Origin of the sequence: Pseudonocardia sp. D17 (assembly GCF_036984265.1) — a bacterium.
Classification (GTDB): domain Bacteria; phylum Actinomycetota; class Actinomycetes; order Mycobacteriales; family Pseudonocardiaceae; genus Pseudonocardia; species Pseudonocardia benzenivorans.
Genome location: NZ_BPRG01000136.1, coordinates 75,193 through 101,506 on the forward strand (window position 1 = coordinate 75,193; position 26,314 = coordinate 101,506).

The following is a 26,314-nucleotide window of genomic DNA, read 5'->3' on the forward strand; positions in this document are numbered from 1 at the left end:
CGCGGATGAGGTCGCGCCGGGCCGGCGGTGGCGGCCGCGCAGGTCGGGAGCCGGGGCGGGCGCCCCCGCGTCGGTATGGACGTGCCAGGATGAAAGGCGTGTCACGTCCCGATCCCCGTCAGGTGGCCCAGTCGGCGGCGATGTCGTCGGCGATGGCCGGCGCCGTCGATCTGTCCGTTCTGAAGGCACGCTCCGAAGCGGCCGCCCGGGCCCAGGCCTCGGCTGCCTCCACGGGTGCCGACACCCAGGGGGGCGCCGGTGGTGGTGGCGCCTGGGTCGTCGACGTCACGGAGCAGACGTTCCAGACCGAGGTGCTCGACCGGTCCACTCAGGTGCCGGTCGTCGTCGATCTGTGGGCCTCGTGGTGTCAGCCCTGCAAGCAGCTCTCGCCGGTTCTCGAGCGGCTCGCGGCGAAGGGCAAGGGAGCCTGGATCCTCGCGAAGGTCGACGTCGACGCGAACCCGCGGATCGCGCAGGCCTTCGGTGTCCAGTCGATTCCCATGGTCATCGCCCTCGCGGGCGGCCAGCCGATCGACGGCTTCAACGGCGCCTTGCCCGAGCCGCAGGTCAGCCAGTGGATCACGGCGCTGCTCGAGGCTCTCCGGCCGCAGATGCCCGGCATCCGCCAGGCGGAGGAGCGGGCCGGGCAGGAGGGCGACGGCGAGGTCGTCGAGGAGGAGCCCGAGGACCCGCGGTTCACGGCCGCGGAGGAGGCACTCGAGGCGGGCGACTACCCGGCCGCCGAGGCCGCCTACCTCGCGATCCTCAACGTCGAGCCCGCCAACGAGCAGGCAGCTGCGGCGCTGGCCCAGGTGCGCTTCCTGGCCCGCGCCGAGGCGGCCGACCCGTCCTCGATCGAGCGGGCCGACGCGGCGCCCGACGACGTCGACGCGCAGCTGGCCGCGGCGGACGCCGAGGTCGCGGCCGACCGGGTCGAGGCGGCGTTCGACCGGCTGGTGAAGACGGCCGGGCGCTCCTTCGGTGAGGACCGCGACCGGGTGCGTGAGCACCTGGTCGGGCTCTTCGAGCTGTACCCGGCCGACGACGCACGGGTCTCCGCGGCGCGTCGCGCACTGGCCCGCGTCCTGTTCTGACGGTCGAACGCCCCCGGAATTCGGCCGGGGGCGGGGTCGGGCCCGGCCGTCGCCGCCCGGGCGTGGCGTCAGAGCCCACAGGTTGCCGGGCCGCCAGTGAACCCCTGGCGGAAGCGGGCGACGCGGTCGAACCCGTGGTCCGCGGGATCGACCGTGCCGGCACCGTCGGTCTCGGCCCAGTCCTGGTCGAGGAGGATGCCGACGGCCTCGTCGAGGTCGCCGGGGGAGAGACCGAACCCGCCGGTCGGGTCGACCAGCCGGGCGGTGTAGGCGCCGGTCAGGCACAGCGCGGATCGTCCCGCGTCGAATCCCGTCGTCGACAGGCCCGCGCCGGCCCGCGCCGCGAGCGCGTACCGGGAGGCGAGCAACGTCGCGCCGGCGAAGTCGCCCGACGTGTCCTCCAGATCGGCGAGCCGGCTCAGGTCGGTGACGATCGCGCCGTCGGCGCAGAACGTCACGGGACCCTGGTCGCCCCCACCACCCGGGCAGGGCGGGGCCGACCGCGGCTCCGGCGCGCGCCAGCCCTGCACCCCGCGGGCCGCCACGAGCTGCTCGTACCAGCCGCGCGCGTCGCCGGAGACCGCCGCGACGAGACGGTTCAGCGGGAGGTTGCCACCGCGGGCCCGGTCGGCGGCCGATCCGAAGCGCCGCTGGGTGAACTGGCGGTTCTCGACGGTCATCCGCGCACACAGCGACGGCCCGCCGGAGTACCCGTCCTCGACGGCGGAGATCCGGTCGAAGGAGTTGCCGTGCGCGCTGGTGTCCGCGGCCAGGGTGCCGAGCGGGTCGCGGAAGGTCATCAACGCACGCAGGGCCGCGTCGCGCTCGACGGCGCCCAGTGGCAGCGCGGAGCCGCCGGCGGCGGTCGCGTCCACGAAGTGCCGGATCGCGGCTCCCGCATAGCAGTCGGCCATGGCTTCGAGCAGGATCGTCGGGTGACCGGCGGGGTCGGACCGCTGGAGCGCGTCGACACCGAGGCGGGTCTCGACGGCGTGCCCGAACTCGTGCGCGAGCACGACGACGACCCCGGCCGGCCCGAACCTGTCCCGCAGGCCGGGCACGAGGACGTCGTCGTCCCAGACGATCGCGTCGGCGCCTGGGCAGTAGAAGGCGTTTCCCCGCAGGTCGGAGGCCTTGGCCACGCAGGGGGGCGGTGGCGCGTCCGCGGCGTCGACGTGGACGGGGGCGATGGTCCGCACGTCCTGCCACGACGTGCCGAACGCCCGTGGGAACTCCTGGCGCCAGTAGTCCTGCAGGGCGTCGACCGTCAGGCGGGTCACGTCGTCGGCACCAAGGCCCGGGAGCGCGGGATCGATCGACGTGGCGGGTGCGGGCGACGGCGTCGACACCGCAGCCGTGGTGGGCGGCGCGGGACCGACGCACGAGCCCGCTGCCAGCAGCAGCGCCAGCCCCGCGACGACCTGCACGCCTCGGCGCGCGCCTCGCCGCGCGCCCTCCGCGGGGGTCCGGCGGCGAGGGGCACGGACGGCTGCTCCCCGGCGCACGATCCGCGCGGGTGCCCCCCACCGTGCCCGGTCCACCCGTTCATTGTGATCGTCGACGAGGCGTCGTGGGGGAGTGGTGCGCGAGGTCGTCCCGGTGCCCCGCTACCGTCGGGAGTCGTGTCGGACGTCAGCTCCCGCCGCACCCCGGCGGCGTCGCCCCTTCGCGGCCGGATCCCCCTGGGCCGTGCGGTGGCGGCCGTCCTCGTGCTCGTGGCGCTGGGCACCGCGATCGCGCTGACCGTCATCCATCCCGACGTGCTGCTGCGGCTCGTCCCGTCACCGGACATGCGCGAGCTGCACCCGGACTTCGACACGTTCTGGCATTCCGCCGTCGCGCTGTTGCAGGGCAGCGACATCTACCACACCCCGGCGAAGCTCACGAACCTCAACCCGCCGGTGTTGTCGGTGCTGCTCGCGCCGTTCGCGCTGCTCGAGGCGCTGACCGCGTACCGGCTGTGGGCGCTGCTGACGTTGCTGATGATCGTCGCGGCGGTGCTCGCCGTGGCTCGCGAGCTGCGGCTGGGAAAGGGCTGGACCGCGGTCGCGGTCGTCGCGCTGCTGCTGTCCTCGCCGCTGCACGGAACCCTGGTGCTGGGGCAGATCTACGGGCTGCTGCTGGTCGCGCTCGTGGCGGGCTGGATCGCCGAGCGCCGTGGACACCCGCTGCTCGCGGGCGTGCTGTACGGCGTGGCGGTCGCGTTCAAGCCCTCGCTGGCGCCGATCCTGCTGTTGCCCTTCGTGCAGCGACGCTGGCGGCCGGGCGTCGCCGGGGTCGTCGGTGCGGGCGTCGCGACGCTGATCGGGGTCGTGCCGGCGGGCTGGTCGAGCGGCCTGGAGTGGCTGCGGATCGGCCTGACCGCCCCCGTGCCCGACGTCGTCGACAACGCCGCGCTGCCCGGGGTCGCGGTGCGGATGGGCGTGCCGTCCGAGGTCGGCACCCTCGCCGGGGCCCTGGTACTGGTCCTCACGCTCGTCGTGCTCGCGCGCCGGGCCGGGCGCGGCGCCGCGGACCCGGCGGGCACGGCGCCCTGGGCGGTGGCCGCCGCGGGTCTGCTGACCGCGCCGATCGCCTGGCACAACTACCTGCTGCTGGTGTGGCCGGGCCTGCTCGTCCTGATCGCGCTCGGCCGTGAGCGGGCGTGGACGCGGCCGGTGTCGGCGGTGCTCCTCGCGTTCCCGATCATCCCGGTCTCCTGGGGCGCGCTGTGGGCCGACGACGACCCGTGGTCCCCGCTCGGCCGCTCCCTCTACTGCGCGATCCTGCTGAGCTACTGGGTGGCGCTGCTCGCCGGGTCGTCGGCGTCCCCGGCCCGGCGCGCGCACACATCCCTGCCTCCCGGGGGCGCGGCGAACCCCGCAGCAGTGGTACCGCCGCCGGACGCCGTCGCACCGGCGCCCGATCCCGCCGAGCGGTCCTCCGCCTCGCCGACGAGCTGATCCGCCCCTGGCTCGATTCCCGTCGGAGCCGAGCTCCTGCGGTCCGGCCGCCGGGCACCCCGCCCGCGTACGCGACAGTCCGCGCCGGCTGCCGGGGGTCCGCGTGCGAGTGCGGGTGCCCGGGGCGCATGGTTGTGCAGCCGGCGCGCGGCCGGCGGACCGGTCGGCACACCCCGGGCCGCCGGGCACGCGGCGTCATCGCCATCGTGCCGTCGCGCGGCCCTCGTGCGGTCGGCCGGGGGCCGGCGCGGCGCGCCCACCGGCCACATGGCGCTGTCGGGTCGCCGTCGTCGCGCGGTGGGCAGGAGGCGCCGGTCCCGGCCGGACGTGCCGTTGCGCGGCCCTCGTGCGGTCGGCCGGGTGCCGGCGCGCCTGCGCCCGCCAGGCGACCCTGCCCGGTCGGCTGTCCCTGCGCGCGCGGGTTCCGGCCGGGACGAACTGCGTGGCCCTCGCGCGCGATCGGCCCGCGCCCGCCGGCCACGCCGTGCCGGCGGGTCGGACTACCCCTGCGGGGGTGGGCCGGACGCGCCGGTGCCCGCGCGTCCGCCGTTCGCCTCGGCCGGGCCGGGGGCCGGAGGCTCGATGTCGCGGGCCTCGCTGACCGCCTCGGGATCGGCGGCGGGCAGCGGGGCCGGACGGCTGGAGGACGGCGGCGCGACGACCGCGGGCTCGCGGACCGGTGTCGGCGCGGGCGGGGCCCCGGCCGTGAGCGACCCGCGGTGCACGGGGCCGCCGGAGTTGTCGGGGACGAGCCAGAGCACGCCGGACGGGGGCAGCCGCAGCACCGCGGAGGCGGGTCGGCCGTGCCAGCTGCGCTGCTCCGCCTCGACGAACCCCAGGTTGCCCACGCCGGACCCGCCGTAGGCCTCGGCGTCGGTGTTGACGAGCTCCCGCCAGCGGCCTGCGAACGGCAGCCCGACGCGGTAGTTCTCGTTGGGCGTGCCCGAGAAGTTGGCGATGCAGGCCAGCACGTTGGGGGTGCCGTCGTCGCCGGTCTCGGTGCCGCTCATCCGCAGGAAGCTCAGGACGTTGCCGGAGGCGTCGTTGGCGTCGATCCAGGAGAACCCGGCGGGCGTGGTGTCGAGTGCCCACAGCGCGGGCTGGCTGCGGTAGGCGCGGTTGAGGTCGCCCAGGAGCGTGCGGATGCCGCCGTGCAGCGGGTCCTCGAGCAGGTGCCAGTCGAGCGGCCGCTGCTCCGACCATTCCCGGACCTGCCCGAACTCCCCGCCCATGAACAGCAGCTGCTTGCCGGGGTGGGCCCACATGAACGCCAGCAGCGCGCGCACGCCCGCGGCCTTGTTCCAGTCGTCACCGGGCATCCGCGTCCACAGCGATCCCTTGCCGTGCACGACCTCGTCGTGGCTGAGCGGGAGCACGTAGTTCTCGCTGAAGGCGTACATCAGCGAGAACGTCATCTGGTTGTGGTGGTAGCTGCGGTGTATCGGATCGCGCCCCGTGTAGTCGAGCGTGTCGTGCATCCAGCCCATGTTCCACTTGAACCCGAATCCCAGGCCGCCGAGGTGGGTGGGGCGGGTGACGCCGGGCCACGCCGTCGACTCCTCGGCGATGGTGACGACGCCCGGGTGGTTGCGGTAGACCGTCGCGTTCATCTCCTGCAGGAACGCGACGGCGTCGAGATTCTCCCGGCCGCCGTGGATGTTGGGCAGCCACTGGCCGTCGGCGCGGGAGTAGTCGAGGTAGAGCATCGAGGCGACGGCGTCGACGCGCAGGCCGTCGATGTGGAACTCCTCGCACCAGAACAGCGCGTTGGCGACGAGGAAGTTGCGGACCTCGCGGCGCCCGAAGTCGAACACGAGTGTGCCCCAGTCGGGCTGCTCGCCGCGGCGCGGGTCGGCGTGCTCGTAGAGGGGACCGCCGTCGAACCGGGCGAGCGCCCACTCGTCGCGCGGGAAGTGGGCGGGCACCCAGTCGACGATGACGCCGTAGCCGGCCTGGTGCAGCGTGTCGACGAAGTAGCGGAAGTCGTCGGGGCTGCCGAAGCGCGCGGTCGGCGCGTAGTACGACGTCACCTGGTAGCCCCACGACCCGCCGAACGGGTGCTCGGCGACGGGCAGCAGCTCGACGTGGGTGAAGCCCGTCTCGGACAGGTACTCGACGAGCTCCTGGGCCAGCTCGCGGTAGCCGAGCCCGGGCCGCCAGGAACCGAGGTGCATCTCGTAGACGCTCATCGGCTCGGCGTGCGGGCGCCGACCTGCGCGCGCGGTCATCCAGTCGGTGTCGCCCCACTCGTGCGTCGTGGCGGTGACGACGGACGCGGTCGCCGGCGGGATCTCGGTGGCGAAGGCCATCGGGTCGGCCTTGTCGCGCCAGCGGCCGTCCTGGCCGAGGATGCGGTACTTGTACCGGGTCCCGACCCCGACGCCCGGGACGAACAGCTCCCAGACCCCGGAGCTGCCCAGCGAGCGCATGGGATGCGCCCAGCCGGCCCAGCCGTCGAAGTCGCCGGTGACGCGCACGCCCTGCGCCGTCGGCGCCCACACGGCGAAGCTGGTGCCGGTGACCTGGCCCGACGCGGTGTCGTAGGTGCGCACGTGCGAGCCCAGGACGTCCCAGAGGCGCTCGTGCCGGCCCTCGGCGATGAGGTGCAGGTCGACCTCGCCGAGAGTGGGGAGCCAGCGGTACGGCTCGTCGACGACGTGGGTGTCCTCGCCGTAGCGGACGGCGAGGCGGTAGTCGTCGGGTTCGCCGGGCACGATGCCGGAGAAGAGCCCGGCCTCGTGGACCCTGGTCAGCGGGAAGGACCGGTCGGTGTCGCCGTGCAGGAGCACGGACACCTCGTCGGCGTGCGGGCGCAGGGTGCGCACGATGGTGCCGTCGCGACCCTGGTGCGCGCCGAGCACGCCGTGCGGGTTGTGGTGGGCGCCGCCGAGCAGGCGGTCGACGGTGCGGGGGTCCGGGGCGTGGGAGTCGGCGGTGCCGGCGCCGATCGTCCGGGTGTTGGTGTCCTCGCGATCCACCCGTGAACCGTAGTGCCCCACGGGCGGTCACGCTGGCCGGGGAGGGGCCGCCGTTCGGGTGGCCGTACCGCGGTCGGGGGGCGTCCGCGGTACGGCCACGTCTCGCCGTCCAGGCACGGACGGCGACCGGCACGGGGTAGGTCCCACCGGGAAGGGGTCCGGGGGCGCCCGTGCGATCGAGGGGTCACGGGGAGTGCTGCGCCTGCTGTCCCGTGGCCGGTGCGGCGGGCGCGTTGTGCGGTGCGCCCGCCGGTCGGGAGGAGGTCGTGCGGTTGTCGGAGGTGGCACCGGCCCCACCCGTCGACGACTGCGCGCCTTCGGGCTTCGACTTGCCGTTGCCGTTGCCGTTGCCGTTGCCGTTGCCGTTGCCGTTGCCGTGCCCACCTGAGGTGCCGGAACCGCTGCGGGGCGTGGGCGCGGACGGGTCGGTCGACGTCGGCGGGGTGGGCGGCGCCGTGGTCGAGGGGGGCGGGGTCGACGGCGGCCGGGTGGCCGGCGGTGCGGTCGACGGCGGTGTCCCCGGCGTGCCGGGGCGGGCCGCGGCCGGCGGCACGCCGCCCGCCCGCTCGGGTGTCCAGGCCCGCAGGTCGATGCCGGGGGAGTCGACGCCGTCGTCGCCCGCGTCACCCGGCCCGTCGTGGTCGTCGCCCACGGAGGGGTCGGCGCAGCCGGGGCCGAGCTCCGCGATGGCCGCGCCCGTCACGGGCCGGCAGGCGGCGTCGGTGACGGCCGGGCCACCGTGTCCCGCGGCCGGCGGGCGTCCGGCCGCCTGCGGGCTCGGTGGCGCGTCCGCGGGTGCGGCGGCGTAGGCGTCGTCGTCACCGGCCCAGCCTCCGGACGGCCCGGTGGCGGCGACGGCCACCCCGCCCGCGGTCAGGGTCAGCGCCGCGACGCCGACGAGCTTGGCGGTCACCATGGTGCGGAGCCGTGCCCGCCGGTGCCGGCCGGGACGGGTCGGGTCGTGCAGGGCGACGGGCGTCGCGATCGGGGACGCGTCGGCGAACGCGCGCCGGGCCGCGGCCTCGCCGGCCAGCTCACGAGCGGTGCCCGGGCGTCGGGCGGCGGCGAGCAGGGGCGCGAGGGGGTGCGCGACCGGCTCTCCGTCGAGGAGCAGCTCGGCCACGTCGGGGGGCAGCAGGGGTGTCGTCTCGGGCATGGCGGGGCGTTCAGCGCCGCCGCCGCGGGAAGTGTTACTCCCGCGCACCGCGTGCCGGCCGTCCCTGCCGCCCGGGTGCCGGCTCAGCTGGTCAACCACGCGACACCCGCCCGTCGTCGAGGCGACGCGGCGACTGCCCGTCGTCGAGCATCCGGGCCAGCCGGCGCAGGCCGCGGTGGGCGGCGACGCGCACCGCGCCGGGGCGCTTGCCGAGCACCATCGCGACGGAGGGCGCGTCGAGTCCGACGACGGTGCGCAGCAGCACCGCCTCGGCCTGGTCCTGGGGGAGCTCGCTGATCAGCGCGATGGCCTCACGGGTGGACATGGCCTCGAGCGCGGAGCCGGCGGCGTCGTCCGGGCCGGCCCGCTCGGCGAGGACGTCGATGTCGGTCGGGGTCACCGGTCGTCGCGACCGTGACCGTGCCACGTCCATCGCGCGGTTGCGGCAGATGGCGCTGGCCCAGCCGCGGAACCCGTCGACGTCGCCGGTGAAGCGCGGGAGGTCGCGGGCGATCTGCAGCCAGGTCTCGGCGGTGACGTCCTCGGCGTCGTTGCCGACCAACGCCGTCGCGTAACGCAGCAGCCGCGGCTGCAGGTCGCGGTACAGCGTCACGAAGCCGCTCTCGTCGCCCGCGCGGGCCGCCGCCAGGGCGTCGGTCAGGTCGCCGTGGCGACCCGATGGGGAGCCGTCCGCCCCGGCGGCGGGCTGCGGCGCGCGGGCGTGCGGCAGCGCGACGTCGGCGCCGACGACGTCGGCGGCAACAGCGTGCACACGTCCTCCTACTGCATGGCGGCCGGACGGTGGGGAGCTCCGTCCGGACATCCGGGCCCCTCAGCGCCGAAGGCCCACGCAGTGTTACACCCCTTGCGGAGATAGGTGTGCGGCACTGCCGTAAGAGTGACGAACAGCCGAGATCCGCTACGGAACGGAATCAATCCGCGGCGTCGACGGCGCAAGGATGCGCACGATCGCGTTCAGCGGGATGGGCGCCCACGTCGGGCGGTTGCGCGTCTCGTACACCACCTCGTAGACCGCCTTGTCCAGCTCGTACGCGCGCAGCACCAGCGCCTGCGCCCGTGGGTCGGTCTCGGAGCGGGCCGCGTAGCCGTCGAGAAAGGCGGACCGGTTGCGCTCGGCCCACTCCGCCGCGCGCCACTGGCGCTGCGGGTCGGGCTCGGTCGCGTCGGCGTCGAGCAGCTGGTGGTTCGCGGCGTAGTCGAAGGACCGGAGCATCCCGGCGACGTCGCGCAGGGGCGAGTCCGGCCGCACCCGCAGCTCCAGCGGTGTCGCGGGCTCGCCCTCGAAGTCGATGACGAGCCAGCCGAGCGGGGTGCGCAGCACCTGCCCGAGATGCAGGTCGCCGTGGACCCGCTGGGCGGGCAGGAGACCGGGCAGTGTCGCGAACTCGTCGTAGACGGCCCGGATGGCGGCGGTGTGCGGCGCCAGCGCCGGGACGTCGGTGGCGGCGACGGTCAGCCGTGCCCTCATCGCGGCGGCGACCTCGGCGGTGTCGCGCTCGGCCGTCCCGAGCGCACGGGCGAGATCGCCGTGCAGCACGGCGATCGTCTGACCGAGCCGGTTGGCCTCCGCGGCGAAGTCCCCACCGACCTCGTCGGCGCGCAGGTCCGCCTCCGCGAGCAGGTCGCGGACGCTCGCCAGCGCCATCGCCCACCCCTCCGCGGAGTTCGACGCGTAGTCCTGCAGCATCCCGAGCACGGCCACCTCGCCGTGCAGCACGCCCTCGACCGCCCCCTGCAGCGTCGCGACCTCGGTCCCGCCCGCGGCCCGCAGCGCGCGGTGCAGCTCGAGGTCGGGGTTGCCGCCGGCGGCGACGCGCCGGAACAGCTTGAGGATCGACCGCTCGCCGTAGACGACGGAGGTGTTGGACTGCTCGACCCCGAGGACCCGCCCCGGCGGCCCCGGCGCCAGCTCGACGCCGGGCTCCGGCACGAAGCGCAGGTCGCCGACCGTGCATCCGTTCCGGACCGCCTCGTACAGCCACTTCGTGACCGCCGGGTCCCACAGCCCGTCGTAGACGATGCGGCCGCCGAGCGCCCCGATGGTGGCGTGCTCCAGCTCGCCGCCGACGTCGGTGCGGTAGGCGGCCAGTACCTGGAAGTGCGCGGCGGGCCCGCCGTCGGTGAACTCGACCTCGGCGACCACGTGGTCGACGTCGAGTCCCTCGATCGGCAACGGCGTCGACGCGACGACGGACACGGAGCCGACCTCACGGCCCTTCGCGCCGGACCAGCGCTGCTGCGGAATCCAGTCCGCCAGCAAGGCCGCCAGGTCGGCGGACGGTGAGCTCGCGAGCTCGGTCACGAGGGTTCCTCCTCGGGGGTGATCGAGAACCAGTAGAAGCCGTGCCCGGGCAGTGTCAGCAGGTACGGCAGCTCGCCGATCCGCGGGAACGGGACCCCGCCGGTCAGCTCGTGCGGCCGACAACCCTGCCATGCCGACAGGTCCAGCTCGACCGGCTGGGGGAACCGCGACATGTTGTTGACGCAGAGCACCACGTCGTCGGTGCCGTCCTGGGAGCCGCCCCGGTGGGTCCGCACGTAGGCCAGCACCGAGGGGTTCGAGCCGCCGAGCTCGTGGTAGTCGCCGAGGCCGAAGGCGCTGTGCCGCTTGCGGATCTCGATCATGTGCCGGTTCCAGTGCAGCAGCGACGTCGTCGAGTTCAGCTGCGCCTCGACGTTCACGGCCTGGTACCCGTAGAGCGGGTCCATGATCGGCGGCAGGTACAGCCTGCCGGGATCGGCCGTCGAGAAGCCGGCGTTGCGGTCGGGAGTCCACTGCATCGGGCTGCGGACGGCGTCGCGGTCGCCCAGCCAGATGTTGTCGCCCATGCCGATCTCGTCGCCGTAGTACAGGACGGGCGACCCCGGCAGCGACAGCAGCAGCGCGGTGAACAGCTCCAGCTGGTTGCGGTCGTTCTCCAGCAGCGGCGCCAGTCGCCTGCGGATGCCGATGTTGGCCTTCATCCGCGGGTCCTTGGCGTACTCGGAGTACATGTAGTCGCGCTCTTCGTCGGTGACCATCTCGAGCGTCAGCTCGTCGTGGTTGCGCAGGAAGATCCCCCACTGCGCGCCCGACGGGATCGCCGGTGTCTGCGCGAGGATCTCCGAGATCGGGAAGCGGTTCTCCCGGCGGACGGCCATGAAGATGCGCGGCATCAGCGGGAAGTGGAAGGCCATGTGGCACTCGTCGCCGCCGACGGCCGGGTCGCCGAAGTACTCGACGACGTCGCTCGGCCACTGGTTGGCCTCGGCGAGCATGACGCGGCCGGGGTACTCGTCGTCGAGGACCTTGCGGCAGCGCCTGAGGAACGCGTGGGTCTCGGCGAGGTTCTCGCAGTTGGTGCCCTCGCGCTCGTACAGGTAGGGGACCGCGTCGAGGCGGAAGCCGTCGATGCCCAGGTCCAGCCAGAACCGCAGGACGTCGAGCATCGCCTCCTGCACGGCCGGGTTGTCGTAGTTCAGGTCGGGCTGGTGGGCGAAGAAGCGGTGCCAGTAGAACTGCCCGCGCACCGGGTCGTAGGTCCAGTTCGACGACTCGGTGTCGACGAAGATGATCCGCGCGTCGGCGTAGCGGGTGTCGTCGTCGGACCAGACGAAGAAGTCCCCGTAGGGCCCGTCGGGGTTGCGCCGGGACTCCTCGAACCAGGGGTGCTGGTCGGAGCAGTGGTTCATGACGAGGTCGGTGATGACCCGGATCCCGCGCTTGTGGGCCTCGTCGAGCAGCACGACGAGGTCCTCCACGGTGCCGAACTCCGGCAGCACCGCGCGGAAGTCGCGGATGTCGTAACCGCCGTCGCGCAGCGGGGAGTCGTAGAACGGCGGCAGCCACAGGCAGTCGACGCCGAGCCACTGGATGTAGTCCAGCTTGTCGGTGAGCCCGCGCAGGTCGCCCGTGCCGTCGCGGTTGGAGTCGGCGAACGCGCGGACGAGCACCTCGTAGAAGACGGCGCGCTTGAACCAGTCGTGGTCGACCGCCAGCGTCCGGGCATGGTCGAACTCGTCGGACGAGGCCTCGTCGAGCTCGGTGTCGGCGCCCGTGGGCCGGGGATTCGTGGCGGTCATGGGCGTCCTCCCGGTCGGCGGCGGGGTCGGCGGAAGCATCGCCCCAATTGGTACCGCGAGGGGCGGGCTCGCGCAGGCCGGACGGCCGGCGACGCGCCGCCGCCGCTGCGCGCGCGTACCGGTACCCGACGGTCTCACCCGGCACCGCCGGGGCGCCACCACGGAATGCCCGCACGCCGCGTGCCCGGCTCGTACCCGCCGCGGCCGGATGTCACACGGGCCGGCCGGGACGGGCGCCCGCGGCCCTCAGCCGGGCGTCAGCGGACGATCCGGAAGATGTGGGCGACGTGGGCCCACGGCTCGAGCCGCACGTAGTTGAACTGGCCCCACTCGTAGGTGTCGCCGGTGACCTCGTCGACGACGAAGAACCGGTCGCCCCAGTTCAGCCCGAGTGCCGGCATGTCCAGTGCGGTCGTGCCGACGCGCGCCTCGTGCGAGTCGAGCGTGCAGACGACGAGGACGGTGTCGCCCGTCGCGGGGTCGGTGCGCGAGTAGGCGATGATCGCGTCGTTGTCGACGTCGTGGAAGTGGATGTCGCGCAGCTGCTGCAGCGCGGGGTGCGCCTTGCGGATCTCGTTGAGCCGGGTGATGTAGGGCTCGAGCGACTCGCCCCGGTTGAGCGCGGCCTGGAAGTCGCGCGGCCGCAGCTCGTACTTCTCGGAGTCCTTGTACTCCTCGCTGCCCGGCTTGACGGGTTCGCCCTCGTAGAGCTCGAACCCGGAGTAGACGCCCCAGGTCGGCGACATCGTCGCGGCCAGGGTGGCGCGGATGGCGAACATCGCCGGGCCCCCGGTCTGCAGGGACTCGTGGAGGATGTCCGGGGTGTTGACGAACAGGTTGGGCCGGGCCTCGTCGGCGCGCTCGGCGTGCATGAGCGCGAACTCGGTCAGCTCCTCCTTGGTCGTGCGCCAGGTGAAGTAGGTGTAGGACTGCGTGAACCCGAGCCGGGCCAGGCCGAACAGGCGCGCGGGGCGGGTGAAGGCCTCGGCGAGGAAGAGCACCTCGGGGTGGCGGGCCTTGACCTGCCAGATCAGCCAGTGCCAGAAGTTCGGCGGCTTGGTGTGCGGGTTGTCGACCCGGAAGATCGTCACCCCGTGGGAGATCCAGAGCAGCACGACGCGCAGGCACTCCGCGTACAGCCCCGCCGGGTCGTTGTCGAAGTTCAGCGGGTAGATGTCCTGGTACTTCTTCGGCGGGTTCTCCGCGTAGGCGATCGTCCCGTCGGGGCGGGCGGTGAACCACTCGGGGTGCTCGGTGACCCACGGGTGGTCGGGCGCGCACTGCAGCGCGAGGTCGAGCGCGACCTCCATGCCCAGGTCCTCGCAGCGGGCGACGAAGGCGTCGAAGTCCTCGAACGTGCCGAGCTCGGGGTCGATGGCGTCGTGCCCGCCCGCGGCCGACCCGATGGCCCACGGCGACCCGACGTCGCCGGGCTCGGCGTTGACGGAGTTGTTGCGGCCCTTGCGGTGCACCGTGCCGACGGGGTGGATCGGCGGCAGGTAGACGATGTCGAACCCCATGCCGGCGATGCGGTCGAGCTCCTTCGCGGCCGTGACGAACGAGCCGTGCACGGCGCGGCCGGTCTCGTCGCGACCACCGGTGGAGCGCGGGAAGAACTCGTACCACGACCCGTAGAGCGCGCGGGGCCGGTCGACGTAGACCTGCTGCGCGCGGCCGCGGGTGATGAGCTCCCGGACCGGGCGTTCGGTCATGATCGTGTGCACCGCGGGGAACATGGCGGGCGCGACGCGGGCGTGCAGCGGCAGGGCGTGGTCGCGCAGCGCGTTCGCCGCCCCGAAGAGCAGGTCGCGGTTGGCGCGCTCGGACGGGCGGCGGCCGACCCGCTGCAGCAGCCGGGCGCCGATCTCGAGGTCGTTGGCCATCTCGTCGGCGGTCTGCCCGGCGGCCATCTTGGCCTGCACGCCGTGCCGCCACGTGGCCCACGGGTCCGACCACGCGTCGACGCGGAACGTCCACAGCCCGGGCTCGTCGGGGACCACGGTGCCGACGAACCGGTCGTTGCCGACGCCGTCGGGCACCATCCGCACGTGCACCGCGTCGTCGGTCGACCCGAGCTTCTTCCACACGACGTTGGCCGCCACCGCGTCGTGACCCTCGCGCCACACCGAGGCGCGGACCGGGATCACCTCGCCGACGACGGCCTTGGACGGATGGCGTCCGTCGCCGACCGCCGGGCTCACGTCGTCGATACCGAGACGACCGGTCATCGGTGCCACCCCCAGGTCTGGCCGAGATCCGTACGTCGCAGGGGCCGGGGAGCCGGTGGGTCCTGCGCTCGATGGTCAGTGCCCCGCCGGGGACCGCGGACCGGGTTCGCACCCACCCGATCACCACCCGTCGCGTGTGTCACAACGGTACCTACCCCGTCCAGCTGTGGCGGTAACGGGGTTGACCGCGATGCAAGGTGTTACACGCAGTTCATCGACGTTGTCGGTCCGTTCACCGACGCACCCCGCGCCGACCGGTCCTGGCCCGGGGCCCAGCGGTCGGGATCGATCCGGTTCCGGGTGGTGACGGCGCGCAGGCGGGCTGTGCAACCCCACCCGATCGGGCGCGGACCATCCGGACGTCCGCGACGCCGGACGCGGCGCGCCGACGGCATCAGTACGCTGCGTCCGCGTGAGAGCCCTGCGTCGCTTCACCGTCCGTGCCCAGCTGCCCGAGCAGCTCGCCCCGTTGCAGAAACTGGCGACGAACCTGCGCTGGAGCTGGCACCCGCCGACCCAGGAGCTGTTCGCACGCCTCGACCACGACGCCTGGGAACGTGCCGGCCACGACCCCGTGCGCCTGCTGGGCGAGATCAGCACCGCCCGGTTCGCCGAGCTGGCCGCCGACGCCGAGACCGTCGTGACCGTCCGCGAGCTGTCCGACGAGCTCGACGCCTACCTGAACGAGCCGCGCTGGTACCAGCTCGCGGCCGAGGACGGCCAGGACCTGCCCGCGGCCATCGGCTACTTCTCGATGGAGTTCGGCGTCAGCGAGGTGCTGCCCAACTACTCCGGCGGGCTCGGGGTCCTCGCGGGCGACCATCTCAAGGCCGCGTCCGACCTGGGCGTCCCGCTGATCGGCGTCGGGCTGCTCTACCGCTCCGGCTACTTCCGCCAGTCGCTCTCGCTCGACGGCTGGCAGCTCGAGCACTACCCGCAGCTCGACCCGCAGGGCCTGCCGTTGCAGTTGCTCGTCGACGGGGCGGGCGAGCCGGCGCTCGTCGAGGTCGGCATGCCGGAGGGCCGCACGCTCACGGTGCGGGTCTGGCAGGCGGCGGTCGGCCGGGTGCCGCTGCTGCTGCTCGACTCCGACATCGAGGCCAACGACGCCGACCTGCGCGGCGTCACCGACCGGCTCTACGGCGGCGACCAGGACCACCGCATCAAGCAGGAGCTGCTCATCGGCGTCGGCGGGGTCCGCGCGGTGCGCGCCTTCTGCGCCGCGACGGGCCATGTCGCGCCGGAGATCTTCCACACCAACGAGGGCCACGCGGGCTACCTGGGCCTCGAGCGCATCCGCGAGCTGCTCGCGGGCGAGGGGCACGACGCCGCCGGCCTGGACTTCGACGAGGCCGTCGCCGCGGTGCGCGCGGGCACGGTCTTCACCACGCACACCCCGGTGCCCGCGGGCATCGACCGGTTCCCGCTCGACCTGGTGCGCAGGCACTTCTCCGACGAGGTGCTGCCCGGCGTCCCGCTCGACCGCGTCCTCGCGCTCGGCGCCGAGGAGGACCCGGAGATGTTCAACATGGCGCACATGGGGCTGCGGCTGGCCCAGCGCGCCAACGGCGTCTCCCGCCTGCACGGCATCGTCTCGCGCGGCATGTTCTCCACGATCTGGCGCGGGTTCGACGCCGACGAGGTGCCGATCGGCTCGGTCACCAACGGCGTGCACGGGCACACGTGGGAGGCCCGCGAGGTCACCGACCTGCTGGGTGAGCCGGGCGTCGGTGGTGGGGACGACGCCGTCGGCGACATCCCGGACGCGGCGCTGTGGGGGCTGCGCGCCTCGCTGCGGGCGCGGCTGGTCGAGGAGGTGCGCCGGCGGGTCCGCGCGGCGTGGCTGGAGCGCGGCGCGTCGGCCCCCGAGCTGGGCTGGACCGACCACGTCTTCGACCCCGAGGTGCTGACCGTCGGCTTCGCGCGCCGCGTCCCCACCTACAAGCGGCTCACGCTGATGCTGCGCGACCCCGACCGGCTGCGCGACCTGCTGCTCGACCCGCACCGGCCGGTGCAGCTGATCGTCGCGGGCAAGTCGCACCCGGCCGACGACGGCGGCAAGGCGCTCATCCAGCAGATCGTCCGCTTCGCCGATGACCCCGCGGTGCGCCACCGCATCGTCTTCCTGCCCGACTACGACATGTCGATGGCCCGCTACCTGTACTGGGGCTGCGACGTCTGGCTCAACAACCCGCTGCGCCCCTTGGAGGCCTGCGGCACGTCGGGCATGAAGTCCGCGCTCAACGGCGGGCTCAACCTGTCCATCCGCGACGGGTGGTGGGACGAGCTCTACGACGGCGCGAACGGCTGGGCCATCCCCACCGCCGACGGCATCGAGGACCCGGTCAAGCGCGACGACCTCGAGGCCAACGCCCTCTACGAGCTGCTCGCGACGCAGGTCGCCCCGGCGTTCTACGAGCGCACCGACGGCGTGCCCACCCGGTGGGTCGAGCTCGTCCGGCACACGCTGGAGACGCTGCGTCCCCAGGTGCAGGCCAGCAGGATGGTGCGCGAGTACGTCGAGGACTGGTACGCCCCGGCCGCCCTCGCGGCGCGCGAGATCGCCCGGGACGACTTCGCGGGCGCCCGCGCGCTCGCCGGGTACCGGTCGCGGCTGAACGACGCGTGGCCGCGGGTGCAGATCTCGGGCGTCGACGCCTCCGGGCTGCCGGACACCCCCGTCGTCGGTGCCCCGATGACGGTGCGCGCCGCGGTCTCGCTCGCCGGCCTCGACCCGCAGGACGTGTCCGTCCAGGCCGTCGTCGGGCGGGTCTCGGACAGCGACGAGCTCGACGCGCCGATGATGTCGGTGATGAAGCACGTCGGCGCGGTCGACGGGCTGGACCGCTTCGAGGCCGTCGTCCCGCTGCCGCACGCGGGCCTGACCGGCTACACGGTCCGGGTCCTGCCGGCGCACCCGCTGCTCGCGACGCCGGCGGAGCTGGGCAAGGTCGTCCTCGCAGGCTGACCGTGAGTGGCGATGGTCGACACGGCGACCATCGCCACTCACGAGGGCCGGGACTCTCAGCCGCAGCAGCCGCCGCCGCAGCACCCGCCGCCCGCGGCGGGGGCGGGCCGGGGCGCGGCGCCGCCGCGTCCGCCGACCCCGGCGAGCGCGACGGTGCTCAGCAGCTTGACGGTGTCGGCGTGCCCGCCGGGGCAGGACGCGGGCTCGCCGGACTCGCTCATCGGCCGGTTGACCTCGAAGGTCGTGTCGCACTGCCGGCAGCGGTACTCGTAACGGGGCACGGGCGGATCCTAAGCGATGGACCCGCCGTCCGGCGGGGTTCGCCCACGCGGAGCGAACCCGTCAGTCGCCCACCTGTGCGGGCCCCCGCAGCAGCAGCACCGACCGCGGCGGCAGCGTGATCGTCGTGCCCCCCGGCAGCAGCCTGCCCGACACCGGACGGCCCGTCGCCCGGGTCGAGTCGAGCACCGGCCGGAACGGGCCCACCTTCGGCAGCGTGCACGCCACCGCGGCGCCACCGGCGTGCAGGAGCAGCAGGCTGTCGCCGACGTGCACACCGATCGTGCAGGCACCGAAGTCGTGCCAGTCCTGCTCGGTCATCAGCCGTCCCGACGGGTGCCACCACGCGGCCTCCTCGTCGGCCAGCCAGCGGTCACGGCGCAGGTCCGCGTGCGCCCGGCGCAGCGCGGTCACGCGCGAGGTGAACTCGGTGAGGTTCTCGGCGTCGGGGTCCGGCGTCCAGTCGACCCACGACGTCTCGTCGTCGAGGCAGTAGGCGTTGTTGTTGCCGCGCTGGGTGCGCCAGCGCTCGTCGCCGGCGACGAGCATCGGGGTCCCGATGGACAGCAGCGTCGTCGCGAGCATCGCCCGCGCCGTCGACAGCCGGCGTTCCGCGATCACCGGGGAGGTCGTCGGGCCCTCGACGCCGAAGTTCTGCGAGCGGTTGTCGTCGGTGCCGTCGCGGTTGGCCTCGCCGTTGGCCTCGTTGTGCTTGCGTTCGTAGGAGACCAGGTCGCGCAGGGTGAACCCGTCGTGGGCGGTGACGAAGTTGACCGACGCCCACGGCCGCCGCCCCGACAGCGCGTAGATGTCCGAGCTGCCCGTCAGCCGCGACGCCACCTCGCCGATCAGGCCGTGGCCGCGCCAGAAGTCGCGCACGGCGTCGCGGTAGCGGCCGTTCCACTCCGACCAGGCCACGCCGAACCCGCCGACGCGGTACCCCTCGCCGGTCGCGTCCCACGGCTCGGCGATCAGCTTCGTCGTGGACAGCACGGGATCGACGGCGATGGCGGTGAGCAGCGAGGCGTTGGGGTCGAAGCCGCCCGAGCGCGGCCGGCCGAGCACCGAGGCGAGGTCGATGCGGAAGCCGTCGACGCCGTAGGCGGTCACCCAGTGCCGCAACGCGTCGCACACGAGCCGGATGACGGTCGGCGACCCGGAGTCCAGGGTGTTGCCGGTGCCGGTGATGTCGGCGTCGTGCCCGTTGCCGCCGAGGGAGTAGTAGGCCCGGGCGTCGAGACCGCGGTAGGACAGCGTGCTGCCGCCGACCCCGCCCTCGCAGGTGTGGTTGGGGACCATGTCGAGGATGACCTCGATGCCCGCCGCGTGCAGCGCGTCGACCATCGTGACGAACTCGGTGACCTCCGCGCCCGGGACGCTCGCGTAGCCCGCGTGCGGGGCCATGAAACCGAGCGTCGAGTAGCCCCAGTAGTTGGGCGCGCCGCGCTCCAGCAGCGGCGGCTCGTCGGCGATCGAGGCGACGGGCAGCAGCTCGACGGCCGTGGTCCCGATCCGCTTGAGGTGCGCGATCACGGCCGGGTGAGCCAGCCCGAGGTAGGTGCCGCGCTGCTCCGGCGGCACCTCGGGGTGCAGCCGGGTGAACCCGCGGACGTGCAGCTCGGTGATCACCGTGTCCGACCACGGCAGGTCGGGCCGCGGCCGGGACGGTCCCTCCGGCGGCGCGGTGACGACCGACAGCGGGACGTGGCCCAGCGAGTCGACGGTGTCGGGCGGGCCCGTCATCGGGTCGCCCGCCCAGCCCCGCGCCGCCCGCACGTCGGTCACCCGGCCGGTGATCTGCCGCGAGTAGGGGTCGACGAGGATCTTCGCCGGGTTCGACCGGGCGCCCTCCCAGGGCCGGTACGGGCCGTGCACCCGGTAGCCGTAGCGCTGGCCGGGCCGCACGCCCGGGATCGTGCCGTGCCAGACCCCGAAGGTCCGTTCGGTGAGCTCGACGCGCCGCTCGGTCAGCGCGTCGTCGGGCCCGTCGACGAGGCACACCTCGACGACCTCCGCGCTGGTCGACGCGACCGCGAAGCGGACGGCGTCGCCGTCGACATGGGCACCCAACGGGAAGACCGGCACGATCGGCGAGGATAGGGCCCGTGGACCGGTCCGGAACGTTGCCTGAGTCGTCCGTCACCGACCCCGGGGAGGCGCGCACGCCCGAACGCGACCTCACCGACGTGGTCGTCGCGATGGACGGGGTCACGGTGCGCCGCAACGGGACGACGCTCGTCTCGGCGATCGACTGGACGGTCGAGCTCGACGAGCGCTGGGTCGTGCTGGGTCCCAACGGCGCCGGGAAGACGACCTTGCTGCGCATGGCCTCGGCGGAGCTGCACCCCACCGAGGGAGTGGTGCACGTCCTCGGCGAACGGCTCGGGCGTGTCAACGTGTTCGAGCTGCGGCCGCGGATCGGGGTCTCGTCGGCGACACTGGGCCTGCAGGTGCCGGGCGACGAGGTGCTGCGCGACGTCGTCGTCAGCGCCGGGTACGGCGTGTTCGGCCGCTGGCGCGAGACCTACGACGGCATGGACACCGAGCGGGCGGACGCGCTGCTCGACGCGCTGGGCGTCGGGAAGCTCGCCGACCGCGAGTGGCGGACGCTGTCCGAGGGCGAGCGCAAGCGCACGCTGATCGCCCGCGCGCTCATGACCGACCCCGAGCTGCTGCTGCTCGACGAGCCCGCCGCGGGTCTCGACCTCGGCGGCCGGGAGGACCTCGTCGGCCGGCTCGCGACGCTGGCCGCCGACCCCGACGCGCCGACGTCGATCCTGGTCACCCACCACGTCGAGGAGATCCCCCGCGGCTACAGCCACGGCCTGCTGCTGCGGGAGGGCCGGGTCGTGGCCGCCGGGCTGCTCGACGACGTGCTCACCGACGAGAACCTCACCGAGACCTTCGGCCTGCCGCTCGCGGTCCAGCGTCGTCGCGGGCGGTACACGGCCTGGCTGCGGTGACCCCCGGCCCTGGCCCGTGGCGTGCGTCTCCAGCCGGATGACCGTGACCCGGGTTAGGGTCCCGGGCGTGACGGAGTTCGTGAGCCTCGAGGTCGACAACGGTGTGGGCACGATCCGGCTGGCGCGGCCGCCGATGAACGCCCTGAGCAGGCAGGTCCAGGAAGAGCTGCTGCAGGTCTCCACGGAGGCCGCGACGCGCGACGACGTGCGCGCCGTCGTCGTCTACGGCGGTGAGAAGACCTTCGCGGCGGGTGCCGACGTCAAGGAGATGGCGGCGATGTCCTACTCGGACATGGCCCCGGTGGCGCGGCGGCTCTCCGCGGGCCTCGGCTCGATCTCGACGATCCCCAAGCCGACGGTCGCGGCCGTCACCGGCTACGCGCTGGGCGGCGGGCTGGAGGTCGTCCTCGGTGCCGACCGGCGCATCGCGGGCGACAACGCCAAGCTCGGCTTCCCCGAGATCCTGCTCGGCATCTTCCCCGGCGGCGGCGGCACCCAGCGGCTCGCGCGGCTGATCGGTCCGGCGCGTGCCAAGGACCTGATCTACACGGGCCGGTTCGTCGACGCCCAGGAGGCGTTGTCGATCGGGCTGGTCGACGAGGTCGTCCCCGCCGACGACGTCTACACCCGTGCCGTCGAGTACGCCGCGCAGTTCGCGAACGGCCCGGCGCTGGCCTACGCGGCGGCGAAGAAGGCCATCGACGGCGGCCTCGACACCGACCTACGCACCGGCCTCGACATCGAGTCCGAGCTGTTCGCGAGCCTGTTCGCCAGCGAGGACCGGACGGCGGGCATGCAGTCGTTCATCGAGAACGGCCCCGGCAAGGCGACGTTCACGGGCCGCTGACCCCACTCACGAGGTTTCTCTACGCTCGGTTCCCATGAGCCCGGATCCCGAGCCCCGCCCGCACCCGACGGCCGCGGAGGTCGAGGCCGCGCGTCGCGATCCCAAGCTCGCCAACGTGCTCTACCACGACTGGGAGGCCGGCTCCTACGACGAGAAGTGGTCGATCTCCTACGACGAGCGCTGCATCGACTACGCCGCGGGGCGGTTCCGGCACGCCGCGGGAGACGCGGACTGGCCGTACGAGCGCGCGCTCGAGCTCGGCTGCGGCACCGGCTTCTTCCTGCTCAACCTGATGCAGGCCGGGCTCGCCACCCACGGCTCGGTCACCGACCTCTCGCCGGGCATGGTCGAGGCCGCGCTGCGCAACGCCGAGGGCCTGGGCCTGCCCGTCGACGGCCGCGTCGCCGACGCCGAACGCATCCCCTACGACGACGCGACGTTCGACGTCGTCGTCGGGCACGCCGTACTGCACCACATCCCGGACGTCGGGACGGCGCTGCGCGAGGTGCTGCGGGTCCTGAGGCCGGGTGGGCGGTTCGTGTTCGCGGGGGAACCGACGAAGATCGGCGACTTCTACGCCCGCCGCCTCGGGATGCTCACGTGGAAGGCGACGACGACGCTGACCCGGCTGCCGGGGCTGCAGGGGTGGCGGCGGCCGCAGGCCGAGCTCGACGAGTCGTCGCGCGCCGCGGCGCTGGAGGCCGTCGTCGACCAGCACGTCTTCGACCCGTCCGAGCTGGAGCGCGTCGCGAACGCGGCCGGCGCCGCCGACGTGCGCGTCGTGACCGAGGAGTTCACCGCCGCCATGCTCGGCTGGCCGGTGCGCACGTTCGAGGCCGCGGTGCCCACCGAGAGACTGGGCTGGGGGTGGGCGATGTTCGCCTACCGTGGCTGGCAGCGGCTGTCCTGGCTCGACGAGAACGTCCTCTCCCGGGTCGTGCCGCGCGCCTGGTTCTACAACGCGCTGGTGACGGGGACCCGGCCTGCGTAGACGTACGGATCCGGGCGCCCGGTCGCACCGGGCAGGATGGCGGCATGGATCGCCCGCTCGAGCCGCTGTGGCGGGGCCTGCTGGTCTACCGCGTGCTGACGCTCGTCAGCACGTCGGTGTTCGTCCTGGTGTCGTTGCGCGAGTACGCACATCCCCTCGGCGCGGGTCTCGTCGTCGCGGTCATGGTGGTGTGGACGGTCGTCACCGGGTTCGCGTACTTCCCGCGCCGTGACGGTCCCGACCGGCGCGGCACCGTCGCGGCGGTCGACCTGGTCGTCACCGCCGGGGTGATGCTGACGACGCCGGTCGTGCAGAGCCCGGCCCAGCTCGCGGGCGACACCCCGCTGATGGGCTCGATCTGGACGCCCGGTGCCGCGCTGGCGCTGGCCATCGCGTTCGGGCTGCGGGGCGGGCTGGTCGGGGCGCTCGTCGTCGCGGCGGCCCTGGTGGCGGTCACGCTGACGTCGGGCCCGATGACGCTGGTCGACCTCGCCGACGTCCAGCTGCTGGTCCTCGCCGGGCTGACCGTCGGGTTCTGCTCGGGTGTGCTGCGCCGCTCGGCGGAGCGGGTCCGGGCCGCGGTCGCCGAGCAGGCGGCGGCGACCGAGCGGGAACGCCTGGCGCGCAGCATCCACGACGGTGTCCTGCAGGTCCTCGCGCACGTCCGCAGGCGGGGTGCCGAGCTCGGCGGGGGCGCCGGTGAGCTCGGGACGCTGGCGGGGGAGCAGGAGGTCGCGCTGCGGACGCTGCTCACCAGCGGGACCGCGGCCGTCGACGGCGGTGGCCGTCGCGACCTGGCCGCCGCGCTGCGGACGCTGGCGTCGACGCGGGTGAGCGTCTCCGCGCCCGCGCACCCCCTCGACCTGCCGGCCCGCGTCGTCGACGACCTCCTCGGCGTGGTCGGGGCGGCACTCGCGAACACTGCCGTCCACGTCGGGGTCGACGCGCCCGCCTGGGTGTTCGTCGAGGACCTGGGCGACGAGGTGGAGATCAGCGTCCGTGACGAGGGCCCCGGCATCCCCGACGGCAGGCTCGCCGAGGCCGAGGCGCAGGGCCGGCTGGGGGTCGCCGCGTCGATGCGGGGGCGGGTGCGCGACCTGGGCGGCACGATCGCCTGCGACACGGCCGTCGACCGGGGCACGGAGTGGATCATCAGGGTGCCCAGGGAGGTGGCGACCGCATGACGGTGTCCGTGATGGTGGTCGACGACCACCCCATCTGGCGTGAAGGGGTGGCCCGTGATCTGGACGAACGCGGTCTCGACGTCGTCGCCACCGCCGCCGACGCCGATGCCGCCGTGCGCATCGCCCGCGCGGTCCGCCCGCAGGTGGTGCTCATGGATCTCAACCTCGGCGGGACCTCGGGCGTCGACGCCATCCGCGGGATCGTCGACGCCCTGCCCGACACCCGGATCCTGGTCCTGTCGGCCAGCGGTGAGCACACCGACGTGCTGGAGGCGGTCAAGGCGGGCGCGACCGGGTACCTGGTGAAGTCCGCGGGCGCCGACGAGCTGCTCGACGCCGTGCGCCGCACCGCCGACGGCTATCCGGTCTTCACGCCGGGACTCGCGGGCCTCGTGCTGGGGGAGTACCGCAGGCTGGCCGACGAGCCGGCCCGGCGCCCGGCGGGCGATCCGGCCGTGCCCGCGCTGACCGAGCGGGAGACCGGCGTCCTGCGGCTGGTCGCGAAGGGGCTCACGGCCCGCGCGATCGGCGAGCGGCTCGGCCTCTCGCACCGCACCGTCGAGAGCCACGTGCAGAACACGCTGCGCAAGCTCCAGCTGCACAACCGCGCCCAGCTCGTCCGGTACGCCATCGAGCAGGGTCTCGACGAGGCGTGACGCTCGGTGGCCGGTGGCCGCCGCCCGGGTGATCGTGCGCGCCGTCGGGTGATCGGGCGCCGAACGGTCCGGGTGCCCGTGCAGCGGATGCGAAGATCCGGCGGAGCACCGCGGCGTCGGCAGGCTGGTGCGAGCTGGTAGGGGGCGGGATGTCGGCGCGTGTGGTGGTCGTCGCGCCCGTCGACGTCGCGGCCCGGCTGGCCGCGGCACTCGGAGGGGCCGGCCTGCCCGTCGAGGGCTGTGGACCCGATCCGGCGACCGTGCCGCCCCGCGGCGACGTGGTCGTGGTCGTCGACGTCGGTCTCGACGACGCCGCGCCCGTCGGCGCACCACCCGTCGTCGACACGGTGCTGGAGGCCGCGCCCGGGGCGGCGGTGCTCGCCGTCGCCGCCGACGTCGTGCCCGGGCAGGTGCTCGCGGCGCTGCGCGCGGGGGCGTCGGGGTTCCTGCGCCGCGACACCGACGGGTTCGCCCTGGCCGACGCGGTCCGCCGGGTCGCCGCCGGTGACGTCGTCTTCGGCCCCGGTATCGCCGACCTCGTCCTCGACGCCCACGGCGCGGGCGCGTCCGGCGGGCCCGTGGTGCTCACCGAGCGCGAGGCCGACGTCGTGCGGCTCGTCGTGGACGGCCTGACGGCCAGGCAGATCGGGGTGCGGCTGGTGCTGTCCCCGCGGACGGTCGAGAACCACGTGCAGCGCATCCAGCGCAAGCTCGGCGTCAGCGGCCGGGCGGCGATGGTGCGCTTCGCGATCGAGAACGGGCTCGCCTGACCGCCGGGCCGGCGGTGCCGGTCCCGGCGGCGTGTGCGACCCGGCTCACTCCGACCGTTTCGGCTCGCTCGCGGCCTCGTCGGCGACCTCCCGGCTCGCCGCCCCGCTCGTGCCCTCGTCGCCGTCCCCGCCGCCGACGACCGTGGTGACCGAGTCGTCGCCGTCGGAATGGGCGCCGGGGTCGACGACCGAGCCGTGCGGGCCCTCGTCGCCCGGGGCGTCGCCGGTGCGGGATCCGTTGTCCACCATGTCGCCGGCCTACCCCCGCCGGTGCCGCGGCACACTCCGTCCGTCGGACGCGCGCAACCGCACTGCTCGCGCCGGGGCCGCGGGCGACCATCAGGTTGCGCTCGGGCTCCGGTGTGCTCGCGCAATAGGGTCCCGGGCATGACCAGCATGTGGGGGGCGCCGGTGTGGCGGCGCTGGGCCCGGCGCGGCGGCGACGACGAACAGGCGCGCTTCCTCACCCTGGCCTCGCTGCGCTGGGTCGTCCGGCACCGGGCATGGACGCCGTGGTACCTCGTCCGCTACGCGCGGCTGCTGCGCTTCCGGCTGGCCAACCCGCACGTCGTGCTGCGGGGCATGGTGTTCCTGGGGCGCCGGGTCGAGCTGCACGCGCGACCCGGGTACGGACGCCTCGAGATCGGCCGCTGGGTGCACATCGGCGACGGCAACTCCATCCGCTGTCACGAGGGTTCGCTGCGCATCGGCGACAAGGTCGTCCTCGGCAAGGACAACACCGTCAACTGCTACCTCGACGTCGAGATCGGGGCGGCGACGATCGTCGCCGACTGGGTCTACGTCACCGACTTCGACCATCGCACCGACGACGTCCACGTCCCGATCAAGGACCAGGGGATCGTCAAGTCGCCGGTGCGGATCGGGCCGGACTGCTGGCTCGGGGTGAAGTCGACGGTGTTGCGCGGCACCAGGATCGGCCGCGGCAGCGTGCTCGGGGCGCACGCCGTGGCGCGCGGGGAGATCCCGGCGTTCTCGGTCGCCGTCGGGACCCCGGCGCGGGTCGTGCGCGACCGCGTCGCCGACTACGAGGCCGCCGCCGCGCAGCGTGCCGCACTGGCCGACATCGCGCGCAAGACCGAGGCCGCGGTCCGCGAGCAGCTCGCGCAGACCCCCGAGCTGTCGACGCCGACCGAGCCGTAGCCGCCGTCGACGCC

At 74.1% G+C, this 26,314-nt stretch carries 20 protein-coding genes; 10 read left to right on the forward strand and 10 right to left on the reverse strand.

The features are described 5' to 3' along the window. Positions 1 to 89 precede the first annotated feature (89 nt). Positions 90 to 1,094, forward strand: coding sequence for a tetratricopeptide repeat protein (locus PSD17_RS20920; protein ID WP_233899360.1), 1,005 nt, complete (start codon positions 90 to 92; stop codon positions 1,092 to 1,094). A gap of 68 nt (positions 1,095 to 1,162) precedes the next feature. Here the strand turns inward: PSD17_RS20920 and PSD17_RS20925 are convergent, their stop codons facing one another. Continuing rightward, positions 1,163 to 2,521, reverse strand: a complete 1,359-nt coding sequence (locus PSD17_RS20925; RefSeq protein ID WP_339124211.1) for a neutral zinc metallopeptidase — start codon at positions 2,519 to 2,521, stop codon at positions 1,163 to 1,165. 195 nt (positions 2,522 to 2,716) lie between these two features. On the opposite strand from PSD17_RS20925, the gene PSD17_RS20930 reads away from it, so the two are divergent. Then, a complete protein-coding gene (locus PSD17_RS20930) occupies positions 2,717 to 4,036 on the forward strand; it encodes a glycosyltransferase family 87 protein (RefSeq protein ID WP_339124212.1) in 1,320 nt (439 codons plus the stop codon). A 500-nt stretch (positions 4,037 to 4,536) separates the two neighbouring features. Here the strand turns inward: PSD17_RS20930 and glgB are convergent, their stop codons facing one another. The 6 genes from glgB to PSD17_RS20960 all read right to left on the reverse strand — a co-directional run bounded on the left by glgB (position 4,537) and on the right by PSD17_RS20960 (position 14,481). Further along, positions 4,537 to 7,014, reverse strand: coding sequence for a 1,4-alpha-glucan branching protein GlgB (gene glgB / locus PSD17_RS20935; RefSeq protein WP_411740950.1), 2,478 nt, complete (start codon positions 7,012 to 7,014; stop codon positions 4,537 to 4,539). Between the two features lie 184 nt (positions 7,015 to 7,198). After that, the gene (locus PSD17_RS20940) at positions 7,199 to 8,170 is read right to left on the reverse strand and encodes a hypothetical protein (RefSeq protein WP_339124213.1); all 972 of its coding nucleotides are present in this window, start codon (positions 8,168 to 8,170) and stop codon (positions 7,199 to 7,201) included. A 91-nt stretch (positions 8,171 to 8,261) separates the two neighbouring features. After that, a complete protein-coding gene (locus tag PSD17_RS20945; protein WP_013673893.1) occupies positions 8,262 to 8,942 on the reverse strand; it encodes an RNA polymerase sigma factor in 681 nt (226 codons plus the stop codon). A 147-nt stretch (positions 8,943 to 9,089) separates the two neighbouring features. Further along, entirely contained in the window at positions 9,090 to 10,493 is a 1,404-nt protein-coding gene (locus tag PSD17_RS20950; RefSeq protein WP_339124215.1) for a maltokinase N-terminal cap-like domain-containing protein, read from the reverse strand. Further along, positions 10,490 to 12,253, reverse strand: a complete 1,764-nt coding sequence (treS, locus tag PSD17_RS20955; protein WP_013673895.1) for a maltose alpha-D-glucosyltransferase — start codon at positions 12,251 to 12,253, stop codon at positions 10,490 to 10,492. The genes PSD17_RS20950 and treS overlap by 4 nt, the downstream gene beginning before the upstream one ends. A 257-nt stretch (positions 12,254 to 12,510) precedes the next feature. Beyond that, positions 12,511 to 14,481, reverse strand: coding sequence for an alpha-1,4-glucan--maltose-1-phosphate maltosyltransferase (locus PSD17_RS20960; RefSeq protein WP_013673896.1), 1,971 nt, complete (start codon positions 14,479 to 14,481; stop codon positions 12,511 to 12,513). Positions 14,482 to 14,893: 412 nt separating this feature from the next. On the opposite strand from PSD17_RS20960, the gene glgP reads away from it, so the two are divergent. After that, complete coding sequence (glgP, locus tag PSD17_RS20965) at positions 14,894 to 17,449, forward strand: alpha-glucan family phosphorylase (protein WP_339124216.1); 2,556 nt, start codon at positions 14,894 to 14,896, stop codon at positions 17,447 to 17,449. A 56-nt stretch (positions 17,450 to 17,505) separates the two neighbouring features. Here glgP and PSD17_RS20970 read toward each other — a convergent pair whose 3' ends face one another. Together PSD17_RS20970 and glgX are read right to left on the reverse strand one after the other, a co-directional pair. Next, positions 17,506 to 17,730 (reverse strand): FmdB family zinc ribbon protein, encoded by a 225-nt coding sequence (locus PSD17_RS20970; protein WP_013673898.1) that lies wholly within the window; start codon positions 17,728 to 17,730, stop codon positions 17,506 to 17,508. A 61-nt stretch (positions 17,731 to 17,791) separates the two neighbouring features. Further along, complete coding sequence (glgX, locus tag PSD17_RS20975) at positions 17,792 to 19,813, reverse strand: glycogen debranching protein GlgX (RefSeq protein WP_339124217.1); 2,022 nt, start codon at positions 19,811 to 19,813, stop codon at positions 17,792 to 17,794. A 113-nt stretch (positions 19,814 to 19,926) separates the two neighbouring features. Here glgX and PSD17_RS20980 point away from each other — a divergent pair, with 113 nt between their 5' ends. The 6 genes from PSD17_RS20980 to PSD17_RS21005 all read left to right on the forward strand — a co-directional run bounded on the left by PSD17_RS20980 (position 19,927) and on the right by PSD17_RS21005 (position 25,139). Further along, positions 19,927 to 20,691, forward strand: a complete 765-nt coding sequence (locus PSD17_RS20980; protein ID WP_041760767.1) for an ABC transporter ATP-binding protein — start codon at positions 19,927 to 19,929, stop codon at positions 20,689 to 20,691. A 67-nt stretch (positions 20,692 to 20,758) separates the two neighbouring features. Next, positions 20,759 to 21,538 carry an enoyl-CoA hydratase/isomerase family protein gene (locus tag PSD17_RS20985; protein ID WP_041759425.1) on the forward strand — a complete coding sequence of 260 codons (780 nt, stop codon included), beginning with the start codon at positions 20,759 to 20,761 and terminating at the stop codon, positions 21,536 to 21,538. A 34-nt stretch (positions 21,539 to 21,572) separates the two neighbouring features. Beyond that, positions 21,573 to 22,529 (forward strand): class I SAM-dependent methyltransferase, encoded by a 957-nt coding sequence (locus tag PSD17_RS20990; protein WP_103383051.1) that lies wholly within the window; start codon positions 21,573 to 21,575, stop codon positions 22,527 to 22,529. Between the two features lie 44 nt (positions 22,530 to 22,573). Further along, on the forward strand, positions 22,574 to 23,713 hold the full coding sequence (gene macS / locus PSD17_RS20995; protein WP_013673903.1) for a MacS family sensor histidine kinase: 1,140 nt from the start codon (positions 22,574 to 22,576) through the stop codon (positions 23,711 to 23,713). Further along, on the forward strand, positions 23,710 to 24,369 hold the full coding sequence (locus PSD17_RS21000) for a response regulator (protein WP_013673904.1): 660 nt from the start codon (positions 23,710 to 23,712) through the stop codon (positions 24,367 to 24,369). Before macS ends, PSD17_RS21000 begins: the two co-directional genes overlap by 4 nt. Positions 24,370 to 24,518: 149 nt before the next feature. After that, positions 24,519 to 25,139: a helix-turn-helix transcriptional regulator gene (locus PSD17_RS21005; protein WP_339124218.1), complete on the forward strand. Its 621-nt coding sequence runs from the start codon at positions 24,519 to 24,521 to the stop codon at positions 25,137 to 25,139. A 45-nt stretch (positions 25,140 to 25,184) separates the two neighbouring features. Here the strand turns inward: PSD17_RS21005 and PSD17_RS21010 are convergent, their stop codons facing one another. Then, entirely contained in the window at positions 25,185 to 25,388 is a 204-nt protein-coding gene (locus PSD17_RS21010) for a hypothetical protein (RefSeq protein ID WP_339124219.1), read from the reverse strand. A gap of 138 nt (positions 25,389 to 25,526) precedes the next feature. Here PSD17_RS21010 and PSD17_RS21015 point away from each other — a divergent pair, with 138 nt between their 5' ends. Beyond that, entirely contained in the window at positions 25,527 to 26,300 is a 774-nt protein-coding gene (locus PSD17_RS21015; RefSeq protein WP_339124220.1) for an acyltransferase, read from the forward strand. Positions 26,301 to 26,314: the final 14 nt, after the last annotated feature.